This window comes from Psychroserpens sp. SPM9 (assembly GCF_025153525.1).
Taxonomy (GTDB): domain Bacteria; phylum Bacteroidota; class Bacteroidia; order Flavobacteriales; family Flavobacteriaceae; genus Psychroserpens.
This window is the reverse complement of the sequence record NZ_JANZNR010000002.1, coordinates 427,231-442,918: the sequence shown is the minus strand read 5'-3', so window position 1 is coordinate 442,918 and position 15,688 is coordinate 427,231. Positions and strand designations below refer to the sequence as shown.

General features: G+C 35.9%; 14 protein-coding genes and 1 tRNA gene. 8 read left to right on the top strand and 7 right to left on the bottom strand.

Annotated features, from left to right (window positions below):
* Positions 1-146 precede the first annotated feature (146 nt).
* Complete coding sequence (locus N4270_RS05795) at positions 147-2,561, top strand: TonB-dependent receptor (protein WP_260095988.1); 2,415 nt, start codon at positions 147-149, stop codon at positions 2,559-2,561.
* Positions 2,562-2,632: 71 nt separating this feature from the next.
* Here the strand turns inward: N4270_RS05795 and N4270_RS05790 are convergent, their stop codons facing one another.
* Positions 2,633-3,745, bottom strand: coding sequence for a hypothetical protein (locus N4270_RS05790; protein ID WP_260095987.1), 1,113 nt, complete (start codon positions 3,743-3,745; stop codon positions 2,633-2,635).
* Between the two features lie 42 nt (positions 3,746-3,787).
* Between N4270_RS05790 and N4270_RS05785 the strand changes: the two genes are divergently transcribed.
* A complete protein-coding gene (locus N4270_RS05785) occupies positions 3,788-5,023 on the top strand; it encodes a M28 family peptidase (RefSeq protein ID WP_260095986.1) in 1,236 nt (411 codons plus the stop codon).
* 13 nt (positions 5,024-5,036) lie between these two features.
* Here N4270_RS05785 and N4270_RS05780 read toward each other — a convergent pair whose 3' ends face one another.
* The 4 genes from N4270_RS05780 to N4270_RS05765 form a co-directional block, all read right to left on the bottom strand.
* On the bottom strand, positions 5,037-5,243 hold the full coding sequence (locus tag N4270_RS05780; RefSeq protein ID WP_260095985.1) for a hypothetical protein: 207 nt from the start codon (positions 5,241-5,243) through the stop codon (positions 5,037-5,039).
* A 10-nt stretch (positions 5,244-5,253) separates the two neighbouring features.
* The gene (locus N4270_RS05775; protein WP_260095984.1) at positions 5,254-5,457 is read right to left on the bottom strand and encodes a hypothetical protein; all 204 of its coding nucleotides are present in this window, start codon (positions 5,455-5,457) and stop codon (positions 5,254-5,256) included.
* Positions 5,454-6,848 (bottom strand): radical SAM protein, encoded by a 1,395-nt coding sequence (locus N4270_RS05770; RefSeq protein ID WP_260095983.1) that lies wholly within the window; start codon positions 6,846-6,848, stop codon positions 5,454-5,456. Before N4270_RS05770 ends, N4270_RS05775 begins: the two co-directional genes overlap by 4 nt.
* Before the next feature lie 154 nt (positions 6,849-7,002).
* Positions 7,003-7,752, bottom strand: a complete 750-nt coding sequence (locus N4270_RS05765) for a prolipoprotein diacylglyceryl transferase (protein WP_260095982.1) — start codon at positions 7,750-7,752, stop codon at positions 7,003-7,005.
* Positions 7,753-7,833: 81 nt separating this feature from the next.
* On the opposite strand from N4270_RS05765, the gene dusB reads away from it, so the two are divergent.
* Entirely contained in the window at positions 7,834-8,826 is a 993-nt protein-coding gene (gene dusB, locus N4270_RS05760; protein WP_260096137.1) for a tRNA dihydrouridine synthase DusB, read from the top strand.
* A gap of 6 nt (positions 8,827-8,832) precedes the next feature.
* Here the strand turns inward: dusB and N4270_RS05755 are convergent, their stop codons facing one another.
* Positions 8,833-9,966: an ABC transporter permease gene (locus tag N4270_RS05755; RefSeq protein ID WP_279309195.1), complete on the bottom strand. Its 1,134-nt coding sequence runs from the start codon at positions 9,964-9,966 to the stop codon at positions 8,833-8,835.
* A gap of 69 nt (positions 9,967-10,035) precedes the next feature.
* On the bottom strand, positions 10,036-10,434 hold the full coding sequence (gene rbfA, locus N4270_RS05750) for a 30S ribosome-binding factor RbfA (RefSeq protein WP_260095980.1): 399 nt from the start codon (positions 10,432-10,434) through the stop codon (positions 10,036-10,038).
* Positions 10,435-10,622: 188 nt separating this feature from the next.
* Between rbfA and mce the strand changes: the two genes are divergently transcribed.
* The 5 genes from mce to N4270_RS05725 all read left to right on the top strand — a co-directional run bounded on the left by mce (position 10,623) and on the right by N4270_RS05725 (position 15,686).
* On the top strand, positions 10,623-11,027 hold the full coding sequence (mce, locus tag N4270_RS05745; protein WP_260095979.1) for a methylmalonyl-CoA epimerase: 405 nt from the start codon (positions 10,623-10,625) through the stop codon (positions 11,025-11,027).
* Positions 11,028-11,162: 135 nt separating this feature from the next.
* Positions 11,163-11,411, top strand: coding sequence for a GIY-YIG nuclease family protein (locus N4270_RS05740; protein ID WP_260095978.1), 249 nt, complete (start codon positions 11,163-11,165; stop codon positions 11,409-11,411).
* A tRNA-Ile gene (locus N4270_RS05735) sits at positions 11,402-11,475 on the top strand. The genes N4270_RS05740 and N4270_RS05735 overlap by 10 nt, the downstream gene beginning before the upstream one ends.
* A gap of 283 nt (positions 11,476-11,758) precedes the next feature.
* Positions 11,759-12,502 carry a hypothetical protein gene (locus N4270_RS05730; protein ID WP_260095977.1) on the top strand — a complete coding sequence of 248 codons (744 nt, stop codon included), beginning with the start codon at positions 11,759-11,761 and terminating at the stop codon, positions 12,500-12,502.
* 157 nt (positions 12,503-12,659) lie between these two features.
* Positions 12,660-15,686: a two-component regulator propeller domain-containing protein gene (locus N4270_RS05725; RefSeq protein ID WP_260095976.1), complete on the top strand. Its 3,027-nt coding sequence runs from the start codon at positions 12,660-12,662 to the stop codon at positions 15,684-15,686.
* Positions 15,687-15,688: the final 2 nt, after the last annotated feature.

The following is a 15,688-nucleotide window of genomic DNA, read 5'->3' as shown; positions in this document are numbered from 1 at the left end:
ATTCGTCTCGATAAAGATTTGCAAATATAATCGAATTATTATGCATTAAATGGCATTATTATTCATAATACGTCTAAAATGTATGGAAAATCCGTAAATAAGATTTAAAAACAAATGCTATATTGCAATCTAAACCCTAACTAAATTTGAAATCCCTACGCCACATTGTCATTTTTTTTCTGTGCTCATTTCTGAGTTATAGTCAGAATACATCGATATCTGGAGTTATTGTTGACGCAAACGGGCCTGTAGAATTTGCAAACGTGATTTTGTTTAGTGAAGACCAAAGCGACGTTATAAAAGGGACCTCTACAGATCTTAATGGCTATTTTATTCTGAATAATCTAGAACACCACACTTATACTCTTAAAGTAAGTTTTATAGGTTATCAAGAGTACAAACAAAAAATTGTACTTACTGGAGCATTAGATTTAAAAACCATTACACTTCTTGAGGATGTAGAAGCCTTAGATGAAATCACCATTAATGCTAAGAAACCAACCTTAGAACGTCAAGCTGACCGACTCGTTTTTAACGTAGAGAATACGGCTTTAGTTGAAGGTAATATGTTGGAAGTGCTGAGAAGTACGCCTGGTGTTTTGGTTCTGGGAGATGAGATTACCGTAAAAAACTCGAATCCTACGGTTTATATCAACAACCGAAAGGTCCATTTGTCTGCAGATGATTTAAATCAATTGTTAGAAGGTTCTTCAGCAAATGCGGTAAAATCGATTGAAGTAATTACCAATCCCTCGGCCAGATATGATGCCGAAAGTGGCGTGGTATTAAATATTGTGATGAGTAAAAACTTGATTACAGGTTACAGAGGAAGTGTATCTGCAAATTATACCCAAGCTGTGTTTCCAAGATATAAAGTAGAAACCAGTCATTTTTTTAAGAATGAAGCCATTAGCTTTAATGTTAATTATAGTTACTCTAAAAATAAAATTAACAGAGATGGTGATGATACTGTGAACTATTTAGATGATTCTAATGCTGTAGAAGAAAGCTGGCGTTCTATCACAAATAGAAATACCTGGTCTGAAACGCATGGCCTTAATGCTAATTTCGACTACTTTATCAACGATAATAATACCTTGAGTTTGTCAACGAACTCTTTATACCTTCCTTATTTTAAGTATCGAATTTCTAATCAGACGGAAATAACAGATGATAATGGCGCTTTTTTATCCCGATTTACAGCCGATAATTTATCGCGTGATGATAAATATAACTTAGGGTTTGATTTAGATTTTAAACATGATTTTACCAAAGGACAGCTGACATTTAATACCCACTTTACCACTTATAATTATGAAAGATATCAAGGTGTTGTGAGCGATTTTTTTGATCAGAATAATGACTTTCAAAGTACTTCCGCATTTAATACCAACGCGAATCAAGACACGCAGATTTTAGCAGCAAAAGTAGATTATACTTTACCATTATCTGAGCATTCAAATTTTGAAACAGGCATCAAATTTTCTAATATTACAACCGACAGTGATATTACTCAGTTTGATGTCGATACCAACACAGGAAATGAGACGATTGATATACAAAATTCGGATGCTTTCGATTATAACGAGCACATTTATGCGGCCTATGTCAATTATACGTTACGGAAAGAAAAATACAACCTTAATGCAGGTTTAAGACTGGAACAAACAGATCTTGAAGGAGTTTCCCCTTTATCAGATATAATGAACACACAAGATTATACTGAATTGTTTCCAAACCTAAGTTTTCAATATAATATTTCTGATAGTTACAGTATAGGTGTCAATTACAAGCGAAGTATTGCCAGACCAGGATATGCCGATTTAAATCCGTTTCGTTTTTTCTTAAATGAAAATTATGTAGTTGTAGGGAACCCTAATTTGGTGCCGACATTTGTAGATTATTATCATATTGGCTCTACGTTATTTGACGGCTTAATTACTATTGGCGCTTATTACCAAAATTTTGATGGCGCCATTTCTGAAATTCCAAGACAAAATAATGACACTAATATTATAGAATACACGTCTGTGAATTTTGACAAAACGATTGAATATGGTTTTGATTTCGAATTGTATCATTCTTTTACCGACAACTGGAGTACTTATTTCGTAACCTCTTTTTATAACCGAGAAGAAGAAACCAATTTTGGTAATGGTTTTGTCAACCAATCCCAATGGTCTAATTATTCTAATTTAACCAACAGTTTGTCTTTGTTAAAAGACAATAGTTTAAATGTCTATTTTGATGTGATCTGGTTAGGCAAAAACCTTCAAGCCTTTCAAACTCTAGAAAACAGATTGGTTAGTGATTTAATGATTTCAAAAACCGTATTTAACAAACAAGGAACTATTTCACTTTCTTTTAGAGACTTGTTTAATATGCAAGACTGGGATGTGGCCACACAATACCAGAATCAATTTAACACGCAGTTTGTTGATGAAGATAATCGCTATGTTAAACTAGGATTCCGTTATAAATTCGGAAACACTAGGTTAGAAACAAATCAGCGTACTAAAGCTACTGAAGAACGCGACAGATTAAATAAAGCGGGTAATTAATTTTTATTCGGAACTATTCTGTCATTCATAAAGAAGCGAAGAATCTCACTTTCAGAGATTTGTAAACCCCTTTAGTCTTGCCACTCTGCAATAAATAAATTGGTATCTCTTCCGCCTCCATTGTTGCGATTTGAAGAGAATGCTAAATACTTTCCGTCATTAGAAAATACCGGAAACGCATCAAAAGTTTCACCATGCGTCACACGTTCCAAATTCTTTCCGTCGATATCAATTAAGTATAGATTAAATGGAAATCCGCGTACAGCCTCAAAGTTTGAAGAGAATAAAATTTTCTTTCCTGAAGGGTGAAAAAACGGACTCCAATTAGCATTCCCTAAATCGGTTAACTGACGCAAATCACTTCCGTCAGCATTACAGATGTACAGTTCCATTTCGGTAGGTTCAACCAAGCCTTGAGCTAATAAATCTTTATAGTCTTTAATTTCTTGTTCAGTTTTAGGACGAGACGAACGGAAAATTAATTTGGTTCCGTCAGGCGAAAAGAAAGCACCTCCATCGTAACCCAATTCGTTGGTAATTTGCTTCACATCAGAACCATCAATATTCATAGTATATAATTCTAAATCACCACTTCGGGTTGAAGTAAATACAATTTTATCACCTTTAGGAGACACGGTTGGTTCGGCATCATAACCAATTTCGTTGGTTAATTGTTTTACAATATTACCTTCTAAATCGGCAACAAAAATATCGTAACTATCATAGATGGGCCAGATGTACTTTCCGTTTTTACGCAACGGTGTATCCGGACATTCGTCTTGCTTTAAATGTGTTGACGCATAAATGATATGCTTGTTATCTGGTAAGAAATAAGCACAAGTGGTTCGCCCTTTTCCGGTACTTACCATGGGAGGAACCTGATCTTTAAAAGTCTGGTCAGCATCCATCAAAAACATTTGATCACAACCTACATTCCAGGCTTTGTTATTAGATTGAAATACCAGTTGTTGATCATCAAAACTCCAATAAGCCTCAGCATTATCACCACCAAAAGTCACTTGACGAATTGATTTAAAATGTTTTTCTTCGGGATAAATTAAAGAATCATTTGCAGGTTCAATGGTTTCCGTTTGAACTGTTTTCTCTGCTTCGGAAATGGTTTTCGTTTCATTTTTACAATTGAAAAGTAATATTCCGAATATAATTAGGTATGTGTATTTCATGCTAATATTGACTAAATTTGTGCAAAATTAAGATTTCATAAGATGAAAAACATATTATTTGTACTTTTTTTGACGGTTTTTGTTGGCTGTAAATCAGATTCCAAAGAAAAAAATCAATCGGTAAGTATTAAGGAGGACGTTACTTTTTTAGCCGATGATAAACTTGAAGGTCGCCAAACCGGAACCAAAGGAGAAAAAGCAGCTGCAGGTTATATTGCTAAACGGTTTAAAAATTTAGGTCTCAAAGAAAAAGGGACACAAGGTTATTTCCAAACGTTTTCATTCAAACCTAAAACCGATCCACATCAAGAAGTAAACTACACCGTCAAAGATGGTGATAGCACCATTACAGGAACTAATGTGGTAGGTTTTTTAGATAACCAGGCCGAACATACCATTATTATTGGTGCGCATTATGACCATTTAGGTTATGGTGCTGAAGGCTCTTTATACAGAGGCGAAACAAAAGCAATTCACAATGGAGCCGATGATAACGCAAGTGGTGTTGCAGTATTGCTTAGTCTTGCCGACAAGTTAAAGTCTGCCAACAAAGGCAACAACTATTTGTTTATGGCATTTTCAGGTGAAGAAATGGGGTTGTTAGGTTCTAATTATTTTACTAAAAATCCAACCATAGATTTAAAAAAGGCAAACTATATGATTAATATGGATATGGTTGGTCGCTTAAAACAAGACAGTACTTTAGCGGTTTATGGTGTTGGAACATCTCCTATTTTAAAACAAGTTGTTAAAGCCAATAATTCAAAGTTTAAAATTATAGAAAACGAATCTGGTGTTGGTCCAAGTGATCATACGTCGTTTTACAACAGTGATCTTCCGGTGTTACACTTTTTTACAGGTCAGCATGAAGATTATCACAAGCCTGGTGATGATTCTGAAAAGCTAAATTATAAAGGTATGGCTACGATTTCAGACTATATTTTTGAAATCATAACCGATTTGGATGATAATGGTAAGTTGCCATTCAGAAAAACCAAAAACGAAAGTGAAGATTTGCCACGATTTAAAGTTGGTTTAGGTGTAATTCCCGATTATTTATTTGATGGCGAAGGCATGCGAATTGATGGTGTCAGTGAAGAAAAACCAGCACAAAAAGCCGGTCTTCAAAAAGGGGATATTGTTATAAAACTGGGAGAGAATTCAGTCACTGATATGGAAAGCTATATGCGCGCATTGTCCACTTATGATAAAGGCGACAAAACCAAAGTAGTGGTTAAACGCGGTGACGAAGAGGTGGAAGCGCTTATTGAATTTTAATAATATATTAGGTTTAAACACCAGCGATTAGCGCACCACAAATACCAAGGCTTATAATTAAATACAGGGCAGCTAAAATAAATAAGACTTTAGCTGCTTTTTTATGTTTTTTATAAACTATAATTCCAATAATGGCTAGTAAAATTGCAGGGCCAAACATGATTAATAAAATCATGACTAACAAGCCGTCAAAGTTCATATTTGGTCCTAAAATCATCATTGTTTCTATTTTAAAATCCGAAGCCTCCACAAATTCCGAAGCCTATAATTGTATATATTGTTGCAATAATTAAAATTATTTTTCCTTGTTTCTTATCTTTTGCGTATTTAATGAACCCAAAGATAAACAAGAATAAAGGAACGATAATTCCGAAGAAAATCATTAAAACAATAAAGAATTCCCAGCCGCTACCCAATATCGCGAATGCGTTCATACATATTCTTTTTTAAGTTCTTCTAAGCGCTCTTTTTTATCGTCGCGATAAAACAAATTCATCGTTTCAAAAGGAATGATTTTATTGTCTTTATCTACAATATGCACACAGGACTTTTTAATGGCGCGAACATCAAAATTATAAGCATCTATAAACTGCATAATAATGATTCTAAACAAATTATCATAACCCAGTTCTGGTGCATCAATATTGGGTAAACAACACATGATTGATTTTAAGTTTTCTTCCGCTTTTTCTACAGAATTTCCTGTGCTAAACAATTCAATCATTTTGCCATGAAGCTGCTCATCCTGTTCGTAAATAATGGTGTTTTTACTGTTGTCTAATAAGTCATTCGGATTGATATAGCGCGTCAACGGAAATACTTCTCCATCTAATTTTAAAGCATATCCCATGACCAAAGCGTCTGGGTTACAAGGCACAGGAAGTAAATCATCACTATTAAAAATTGAGGTTTGTTCCATGATTTTACGGCGTACTTCTGTCAAGGTCATGCGATCGGTTTCCGGATTAAAATTATCTAAACGCCCTGCAATTTGAGTGGGCTGAAACGTGACACCTCGCACACATCGTTGTTGTAAGGCATAATCAATAATTTTTCCGATTTCACCATCATTCAACCCTTTTTGGAGTGTCACTACCAAAGTCGTGGAAAGGTTTAAGCGGTTTAGGTTATCTAAAGCCTGTTGGCGAACGGTATTTAAATCGGCACCACGTAATTCTTGCAGCACCGTGTTTTCAAATGAATCAAACTGAAGGTAAATTTCAAAATCTGGGGCATAGCTTTTAAGGCGTTCAGCAAAAGCGACATCTTTTGCAATTTTAATACCGTTAGTATTCAGCATTAAATGCCTAATAGGTAGTGATTTTGCATAATCCATAATGTCCCAAAACTGCGGATGGATGGTAGGCTCGCCTCCCGAAATCTGAACCACATCAGGCTCTTTTTCATTTGTAACGATGGCATCCAGCATGGCTTTAACCTCTTCTAGAGTACGATGTCTTCCGTAGGTTGGCGACGAACCAGCGTAACAGGTCGGACACGTTAAATTGCAACGATCGGTCACTTCAACAACAGTCAGACAGCTATGTTGCTCATGATCTGGACACAAGCCACAATCATAAGGACAACCATAATGCGTTTTGGTATTAAAAGTATAAGGGGTTTCGCTAGGCTTATTGTAGTTTCTTATGTTTTTATAATACGTAATATCATCGGCAATGAGCACCTTACTATTGCCATGTTCATTGCAGCGTTTTAGCATGTAAACGTTTCCGTTTTCAAATACAATCTTAGCATCTACACGTCGTAAACATTCCGGACAAAGGCTTAGTGTAAAATCGTAATAGGTGTATTTTCTAACTGGCATATTTAAGTTTTATTCTGTAGTTGGGCGTTACCTTTTGCGCTTCTGTAAGTTTTAAACCTCCAAAAATTGGGTTAAAATCTTCCAGAATCACAAAACGTCGGGCTATTCGCTAAATCTTTTTTTCGTACCTCAAAAAAGGATACCGCTGCTATCCCTAACGCGCTTTCAAACGAAGTAATAGTTGAGCAATAGTCTTTGAGTAATACAACCAACAAATTACACATAAATATTGAATAGTACTGAGTCCGAAGATGTAAAATACGTTCGGTTTTAAAAATTCAATACAAAAGCGAAATCCGAAGTAAGCCAGCATAAATAGTTTAAAAAGTGTGCCATTTTTCAGTGTTTTATTTGTCTTAAGCTGTTGCAATGCTATAAATAAGAAGGCCAAAAACACCAATTCGTAAAGCGAAGTTGGGTGTCGTGAGAGTCCGTCACCTAAATCCATCCCCAATATGGAGCTGGTTACATTTCCGTAGGTAAATTCGTTGACACCAGAAAGGAAACAGCCAATGCGACCAATAAAAATGCCCAGAATAATAGGAAACACAAACAAGTCTCCCGAAGATGTTTTTTCACCAATCATTGTTTTGGCAATTTCAACACCCAATAAACCACCCAATAATCCACCCATAATGGTTTTGGTATTGAGAAGCTGAATGATATTCGTTTGAGACACATCAATCAAAGGGTTTTCTAAAAACCCAACCACACGCGATCCAATTAAAGCACCTAAAGCGGCTCCAAGAATAATCGATAAGCGATTTCCTGAAGAGATATGATCATTAGATTTTCGTCGCAATATTACATAATATCTAAAGGCGATAAAAAACGCTACATATTCTAATATCAAATGTATATTAATAGTAATACCAAAAAGTTCGGGCTCAAATGGAATTGTCAAATTGGGATGGTATTTAGTTAAACCTTGTTGAAGATACACAATTACCTAAAAAACTGTAATTTTGCGCAAAATAAATCGAGTTTGGTAAAAATAGGCGATATAGAACTTCCAGATTTTCCGTTGTTGTTAGCACCAATGGAAGATGTTAGTGATCCACCGTTTCGTGCTTTATGCAAGGAACAAGGTGCCGATGTGGTGTACACCGAATTTATTTCCAGTGAGGGCTTAATTCGCGATGCAGCAAAAAGCGTCATGAAACTCGATATCTATGAAAAAGAACGTCCTGTTGGGATTCAGATTTTTGGAGCCAATATGGAGAGTATGTTGCAAACCATAGATATTGTTGAAAAGTCTAATCCCGATATCATTGATATTAATTTTGGTTGTCCGGTAAAAAAGGTAGTGAGTAAAGGTGCAGGTGCAGGCATCCTAAAAGATGTTTGCCTGATGGAAAGTTTAACCGCTGAAATGGTAAAACGTACCAACTTGCCAGTAACCGTTAAAACCCGTTTGGGCTGGGATCACGATTCGATTAAAATCGTTGAAGTTGCCGAACGTCTTCAGGATGTAGGTTGCAAAGCGATTTCTATCCACGGAAGAACACGTGCTCAAATGTATAAAGGCGAAGCCGATTGGAAACCTATTGCGGCTGTAAAAAACAATCCGCGTATGCACATTCCTGTATTTGGAAATGGCGATGTAGATTCTCCTGAAAAAGCAGCACTTATGCGCGATAGTTTTGGCTTAGATGGCTGTATGATTGGTCGTGCGACGATTGGGAATCCCTGGTTTTTTAAGCAAGTGAAGCACTTTTTTGAAACAGGAGAGCATTTAGCGCCCATTTCTATGGCAGAGCGTGTGGATGCCGCCAGACGTCATTTACAAATGTCTATCGACTGGAAAGGCGAAAAACTGGGTGTTTTTGAAACCAGACGCCATTATACCAACTACTTTAAAGGCATTCCAAATTTTAAAGAACACCGTATGAAAATGGTGACTAGTGATGATTCAAAAGATGTTTTTGCTGCTTTTGATGAGGTCTTAGATAAGTTTGGTGATCACCAATTTGTTTAATATGACTTAGCCTTTTACCAGCTTTTTTGTGATTCTTTGTGACGCCAGTTTAGATGCTAAAACTCCTAAGATCACAATGGTTACTAAAACAATTATGATATTAACCACTTTTAATTCCACAGGATAAGGTAACGAAGGTGTTAGCATCACATAATTGGTGGTTTTTTGCAGAAATACTAGAATCAGACCTAAAATCAGACCAATTCCGCCAGCGAGAATCGTCATTAAACTGCCCTGTAAAAAGAAAATACGCCTTACATTGTTTGTGGTTGTTCCGAGATTAAATAAGGTATTAATAGATTCTTTTTTATCTAAAATCATCATAATTAAAGCGCCAATAACATTAAAAAGCGCGATGATGATTACTAAGGTGAAAATAAGATATACCGCAACATTTTCGGTATTGAGCATTTTATAAAGCGCATCGTTAAGCTGTGCTCTATCTTTTGTCGTTATTTTATTTCCGAGAGCCGATTGCAAGGCTTGCCTAATGTCTTCCTGATTTGCATTGGGATCTAATTTAAACTCAATTGACGAGACTTGATTATCATCATAATTGAGTAAATACTGGGCGGTTTCTATATTTGCAAAAACAAACTCGTTATTTAAATCTTCATTGATGTCGAAGAGCCCAACATTAAATGCATTTATAGAATTGAAAGCCCCTTCTACAGAGGTGATTTGCCCTTTACCAGGTTTTGGAACATAAATTTTTTGATGCTTTGTCAGACTTAAAACGCCAAAGGATAGTTTATTAGAAATTCCGCCTCCAGCAACAATTTGATCGGTATAGCGTTCGAGCCATTTTCCGTAGTAGACTTTAGAATCAACAGCGGTCACTTTCGTGAAATTCTCGTCAACACCTTTCATAGTCACCACTTGATGTTTATTATCAAATTCAAGAATGACACGTTCTTCAATGGTTTTTGAATAGCCTTGAATTCCTTTTATAGATTGAATGGCAACCGAATCTTCTTTGGTAATCACAAACGATTTTCCTTCCGAAGGAACTACTTTTAAGTCTGGATCGACCAGTGAAGAAAATTCGAGGCTAAAGTTTTTTAATCCAGCAAAACCCGATAAGACTATAAACAAAGCAGCTGAGGCAATAATGGTTCCTGAAGCTGCAATAATGGTCATAATATTTATGGAATTATTACTGCTTTTAGAAAACAGATATCGCTTTGCTATGTAAAGGGTGAAATTCACCTATTTCTTTTTACGATTTTCCAGGAGGTTTTGATCTTTTATTGGATTGTCTTCACCTTTTAGAGACCTTTCAATACCATCAATATATTCTAACGAATCGTCTATAAAAAACTCTAGATTAGGCATACGTCGCAATTGGTTTTTTGTACGTTGCGCCATTTCATGGCGAATCAAAGGCGTGTTCGAGCGAATCCCTTCGATAAGTTCTTTTCCTTTATTATTAGGGAAAACGCTGAGGTATACTTTCGCCACCGATAAATCTGTAGTAACATTGACTTTACTCACCGAAATAATAACGCCACGTAATCCGCCATCTGTGGCTGCTTTTTGTAAGATATCTGCGAGATCTTTTTGTAAAAGTCCGCCAATTTTTTTCTGTCGTTGTGTTAATTCTTCCATTGTCTTAAAATTTAAGTCGTTATGACCGCATCATCCGTTATTCTAATATAACGACTTTTATCAAAAATAAAACCAAGTCTTGGTTTCGAACTGCAAAAATAGGCGATAATTGAGGAATATGTTAACTTTGAAATAGGAAATGATAGAATCGTTTTACAAAAAGGTTCTATTGCCACGGAAAAACACGTATGAAAAAAATTGAACATATAGGGATTGCTGTCAAAAACCTTGAAGCATCCAATGAATTATTTGCAGCACTCTTCGGAAAAAAGCATTATAAAGTCGAAGCTGTTGAAAGTGAAGGAGTGATGACTTCTTTTTTTAAGTCGGGTCCCAATAAAATAGAGTTGCTACAAGCGACAAACCCTGAGAGTCCGATTGCTAAGTTCATTGAAAAAAAGGGCGAGGGGATTCATCACATCGCCTTTGCGGTAGCCGATATTGAAAAGGAAATTAAACGTTTAAAAAAAGAAGGCTTTAAAATGATTCACGAGCAACCTAAGAAAGGCGCCGATAATAAGCTGATTGCTTTTTTGCATCCAAAAGCTACAAATGGCGTTCTCATTGAGTTGTGTCAGGATATTGACCAATAATATTGACGCAATTTTCTTGTAGAGTATTAAAATATGTAGTAATATTGCAGCCTTATTGGTCCCATAGCTCAGTTGGTTACCTGCCTACCTGGCGGTAACGGCAGGCAGGGAGCACATAAGTAGTAATTTGAAATAATGGTTTTTGTTTACGTACTTAAAAGTTTAGTCGATGGTCGCTTATATGTTGGAATGAGCCAAGATGTCATTAACAGATTAAAAGAACATAATTTAGGAAGAACAAAAAGCACAAAAGGATATCGCCCTTGGATTAAGATTCATGAAGAAGTATATCCAGACCGACCAACTGCTAGACATAGAGAGAAGTATCTTAAATCTGGATATGGCAAGCAGTGGTTAAAAGAAAAATATAAATTGGTCCCATAGCTCAGTTGGTTAGAGCACCTGACTCATAATCAGGTGGTCCTTGGTTCGAGCCCAAGTGGGACCACATCGTGGAAAAGCTTTGCAGAGATGCAAAGCTTTTTTTGTTGAGTGTGGCGAAACAAATCTTGGCGAGAAGTTTATCCCGTTACTGTAGGTCATTGGGAAGCCAATTGGGACGACATAATAGAAAAGCTTTCTGGAAACAGGGAGCTTTTTTTGTTGCCCAAACCCAATTCCTAACGAATTCTAATTCATGCTTAACGAATTCTAGAAGCACCCAAATTTCACATTAATGTCCACATATCTTTGAAGTATCAAACAAGTATAAACCCATAAAACCGAATACTATGAAAACTTTAAAGAACACCAAAACCGTAAACAAAACACAATCCAGAGCTTCTAAACTATTTCAAGCCTTAATGATTCTTGCACTATTTTTTATGGCTTCAGATATCTTCGCGCAAACCAAAGAAGTCGAATTTGATGTCTATACCAACTCAGCAACCAAAGCTTCTCAATATCTTTTAGGAGATGATGTCGCTTTAAGAGATTGTGCTTCTGTAAACTGTGAAAAATTAACCACAATCAAAATTGGCACCAATGTGAGGTTGCTTGCAAAAAGCGAAACACCTCAAACTATAAATGGCGTTACAAGTCGTTTTTATAAAATAAAAATGGGCCCTCAAGTAGGATGGATCTGGGGCGGACTCATATCACAAAAAACGATGGTAAGTCAAATGAACCCAGAAATTAAATTCGTATTTGGTGAAGCCGGAGTCGATTATAAAGGCTACAAACGCTTTCAAATAAGAGCCGTTAGAAATGGTGCCGAAATCGATAAAATCTTCGTAAAATCGGAAACATTAAATCACGATTTAGTGAGTCTGTTAAAAAAGCAAGACCATACCTATCAAGCAGATGTGATTACGTTGTGCAGCAATGAAGGAGAAAGTTGTGATACTACAGATAGTAAATCTTATATCGTATTCAAAAACAACAAGTTGATGCAGACAAATAGTTTAGCTGCTCTAGAAAAAGTAAAACTTGAAAAAACAAACTATGCGTTCTCCTGCGAAATGGATAACCAATAAAAACAAGAATAATTATTAGTTGATGTTGTGATTATGTTTTGAGCGCTGTATATCATTTAGAGTACAGCGCTTTTTACGATAAATAAAAATTGTAGAGACTTCAACTGTAAAAACTGCGTTCAAAATTGTAAGTTGCAATGAGATAACAATACCTACATTGAAAATTAATACCACATATAAGTTAGTCGCTTTTGTTTTCTTCGGAATAACACTCATGCTCCATGGCCAAAACAAACAGTTAAGAGCATTTACTCTTGAAGACGGACTGCCTCAATCTCAGGTTTTTTCTATGATTCAGGATGAAAAAGGCTACTTATGGTTAGGAACACAAGGTGGCGGATTAGCGCAATTTGACGGCAATACCTTTAAGGTGTTTAATGATAAAAACGGGCTCGCATCAAACTACATAAATTCCTTATTAACCGTCAATAATATATTGTATTTAGGGACTAACATTGGGCTGACAATCAAACTCAAAAACAAATTCTTAAATATTGAAACCCCAGAAATCAATAAAATTATTCAACTTGATAATCATGTGTTTTTATTGACCAAACAAGGTGTGTATGAGGTTCGTGATTCGTTTGCCATTAAAAAGCTACAACTCCATCCAGAAATTGACGATTTTCAAGTTAACGATTTACGATTTTCAAATGGCAAATATTGGCTGGCGACACAAGAGGGTTTGTGGCAGTTTACAGGCTCATTACACCAGCCTAAAGCTATAGAAAAACTGGAACGTGGTGACTTTAAAGCACTGGCAGATTATAATACAAAAATAATTGCTTCAACCTTTAACGACGGCACTTTAGTCTTTGAATTTGACGATTTTAATAACCATATATTAATTCGTGAACCTTTACGAATAAATTCCATTTCTATTCTAAATTCCAATCAACTTTGGGTTGCTACAGACGCTAATGGCGTGACTGTGATTGATATGGACACCTATGCTGAATTGTTTACCCTAGAGGGTTCAAACGGATTATCAACACCAAACATAAGGCAGGTGCTTCAAGATCGTCAATCTAATATTTGGATAGCAACTTCTGGTGGTGGTTTGTATAAGTATTTTCAGAATAATTTTAAGCATTTTAATACCGAAACAGGTTTAAATGGAAACCGTGTCTATGCCGTTCATCATTCTAATAATACCATTTGGATTTCCAATTCTGAAAACGGACTCATGAAAATTGATAACTATGGAATTCATGAGGTTGATCTTCCCGAAGCGTTTTCCGAAGTAAAAATAAAAACAATTACAAGTGATCTTAAAGGTAATATTTGGGCAGGTTCTGACGGTCGCGGTTTATTATTTAAAGGAAAAGTAAGTATAGATTCCTTTGCCGTAGATACTTTGAAAAGAACAAAAAAGGCGTTTCCCAAAACTAAAATGATTACTAAAGTATTAAGTACCGATACTGGTTTTCCCTTTGATTGGATTCGGAAACTTCATATCGATAAAAACATCATGTATGCAGCTACCTATTCTAGCGGAATTGTAAGGTTTAACTACGATGCAAAAACAGATAGCTTAACAGTGTTTAAAACCTTTGCGACAGCTGAAGGTATTCAGGATCTTTACCTAAAAGACATGGCTAAAGCTGAGGATGGCCGACTCTGGTATACAACTCAAAATGGGCATTTAGGATATTTACATAATAATACAATCACGCACTTTGGTGCTGTTTTAGATTTAAACGTGCCCATCAACACCATATTATTTCATCAAAACACGATGTTTCTTGGTACGGCTGGAAAAGGAATCTGGTGGTCTAATGATGAGGACTTTAGTACTTTTAAAAAATTAAAAGGTCTAAAATCAGGATCTTCAGAAAATATTTATCAGCTTATTTTTGATAATCAGGGCTACCTTTGGGTTGGAACCGAAAAAGGGGTAGATAAGTTAGAACTTGATAAAGACAACGAAATTAAGGATGCGTTTTTCTTCGGAAGAAATGACGGATTCCTAGGTGTTGAAACCTGTCTTAATGCCGTCGATAAAGATGATAAAGGACATCTTTGGTTTGGGGCGCTTTACGGGCTCACCGAATACCAGCCAACCGATAATACCACCGAAACTGAGCAGCCAACAATTTATTTGGAAGATGTAAAAGTAGCTTATAAAAGTGTCGATTCAATTCACGTGACCAACTGGACCAACACCAATAAGGTATTACAACTCTCACCCGATCAAAAACAAATTAGTTTCTCATATAAAACAGTAGACATAGATCATCCAAATGGTGTTGAGTATCGGTATAAATTGAACGACACCGATTGGAGTCCTTGGTCTACAAGCGAAACTCAAGATTTTTCTGAACTAAATTATGGTGCGCATAATTTTATCGTGCAATCTAGAAATCATAGATGGAAAGAAAGCGAACCATTGCGTTTTTCATTCCATATTGAACGTCCGCTCTATAAAAAAGGATGGTTCCAATGGACCATCATTGGTTTAGGTGTTTTGCTGTTAGCGGCAATTACCTATCAATATATAAAGCGTATAAAGCGCAAAAATGCACAAGAAAAAGAACGATTAGAATTAGAAAACCATTTACTTACATTAGAACAAAAGGCCTTGCGATTGCAGATGAATCCACATTTTATATTTAATGTACTCAATGGCATAAAGGCAATGGCACCAACCAAGCCTGAAAAAATGAACGAAACGGTAAATAGTTTCGCAACATTATTAAGAGAAACGTTGGTGAACTCTAGAAAAGACACCATTAGTTTAGACCAAGAATTAAAAACCCTAAAACATTATATTGAAGTTGAGCGTCTCATGGCCGAAAAACCATTTGAGTATACCATAACCTTAAACACCGATTTAGATGAAGAGGAAATCCTTATTCCACCAATGCTTATCCAGCCTTTTGTTGAAAACGCCATACGTCATGGCATTTTAAAAGGTCCGAGAGCAGGCGAACTTCGTATTCAATTTGATACAACCGATGATGTTTTAAAAGTAAGCATTTCCGATAATGGCATAGGCATTTATAATTCTCAACAACAAAAGCCTAAAACCGATCATCAATCTATGGCTTTAAAAGTAACCCGAGAACGCTTAGAATCGATTTCGGGGAAAGAGGCTTTAGAAATTTCAGAATTAAAGAATAATGACGGAACGATTAGTGGTACGACCATTGTATTTAGAATTCCGTTAGAAACCGATTATTAAAT

Bases quoted from the DNA above. Each gene is read 5' to 3' on its own strand.
- N4270_RS05770 (WP_260095983.1), bottom strand. From the start codon at position 6,848: ATGCCAGTTAGAAAATACACCTATTACGATTTTACACTAAGCCTTTGT.
- N4270_RS05785 (WP_260095986.1), top strand. From the start codon at position 3,788: ATGAAAAACATATTATTTGTACTTTTTTTGACGGTTTTTGTTGGCTGT.
- N4270_RS05740 (WP_260095978.1), top strand. From the start codon at position 11,163: ATGGTTTTTGTTTACGTACTTAAAAGTTTAGTCGATGGTCGCTTATAT.
- N4270_RS05775 (WP_260095984.1), bottom strand. From the start codon at position 5,457: ATGAACGCATTCGCGATATTGGGTAGCGGCTGGGAATTCTTTATTGTT.
- rbfA (WP_260095980.1), bottom strand. From the start codon at position 10,434: ATGGAAGAATTAACACAACGACAGAAAAAAATTGGCGGACTTTTACAA.
- N4270_RS05755 (WP_279309195.1), bottom strand. From the start codon at position 9,966: ATGACCATTATTGCAGCTTCAGGAACCATTATTGCCTCAGCTGCTTTG.
- N4270_RS05790 (WP_260095987.1), bottom strand. From the start codon at position 3,745: ATGAAATACACATACCTAATTATATTCGGAATATTACTTTTCAATTGT.
- mce (WP_260095979.1), top strand. From the start codon at position 10,623: ATGAAAAAAATTGAACATATAGGGATTGCTGTCAAAAACCTTGAAGCA.
- N4270_RS05780 (WP_260095985.1), bottom strand. From the start codon at position 5,243: ATGATGATTTTAGGACCAAATATGAACTTTGACGGCTTGTTAGTCATG.
- N4270_RS05730 (WP_260095977.1), top strand. From the start codon at position 11,759: ATGAAAACTTTAAAGAACACCAAAACCGTAAACAAAACACAATCCAGA.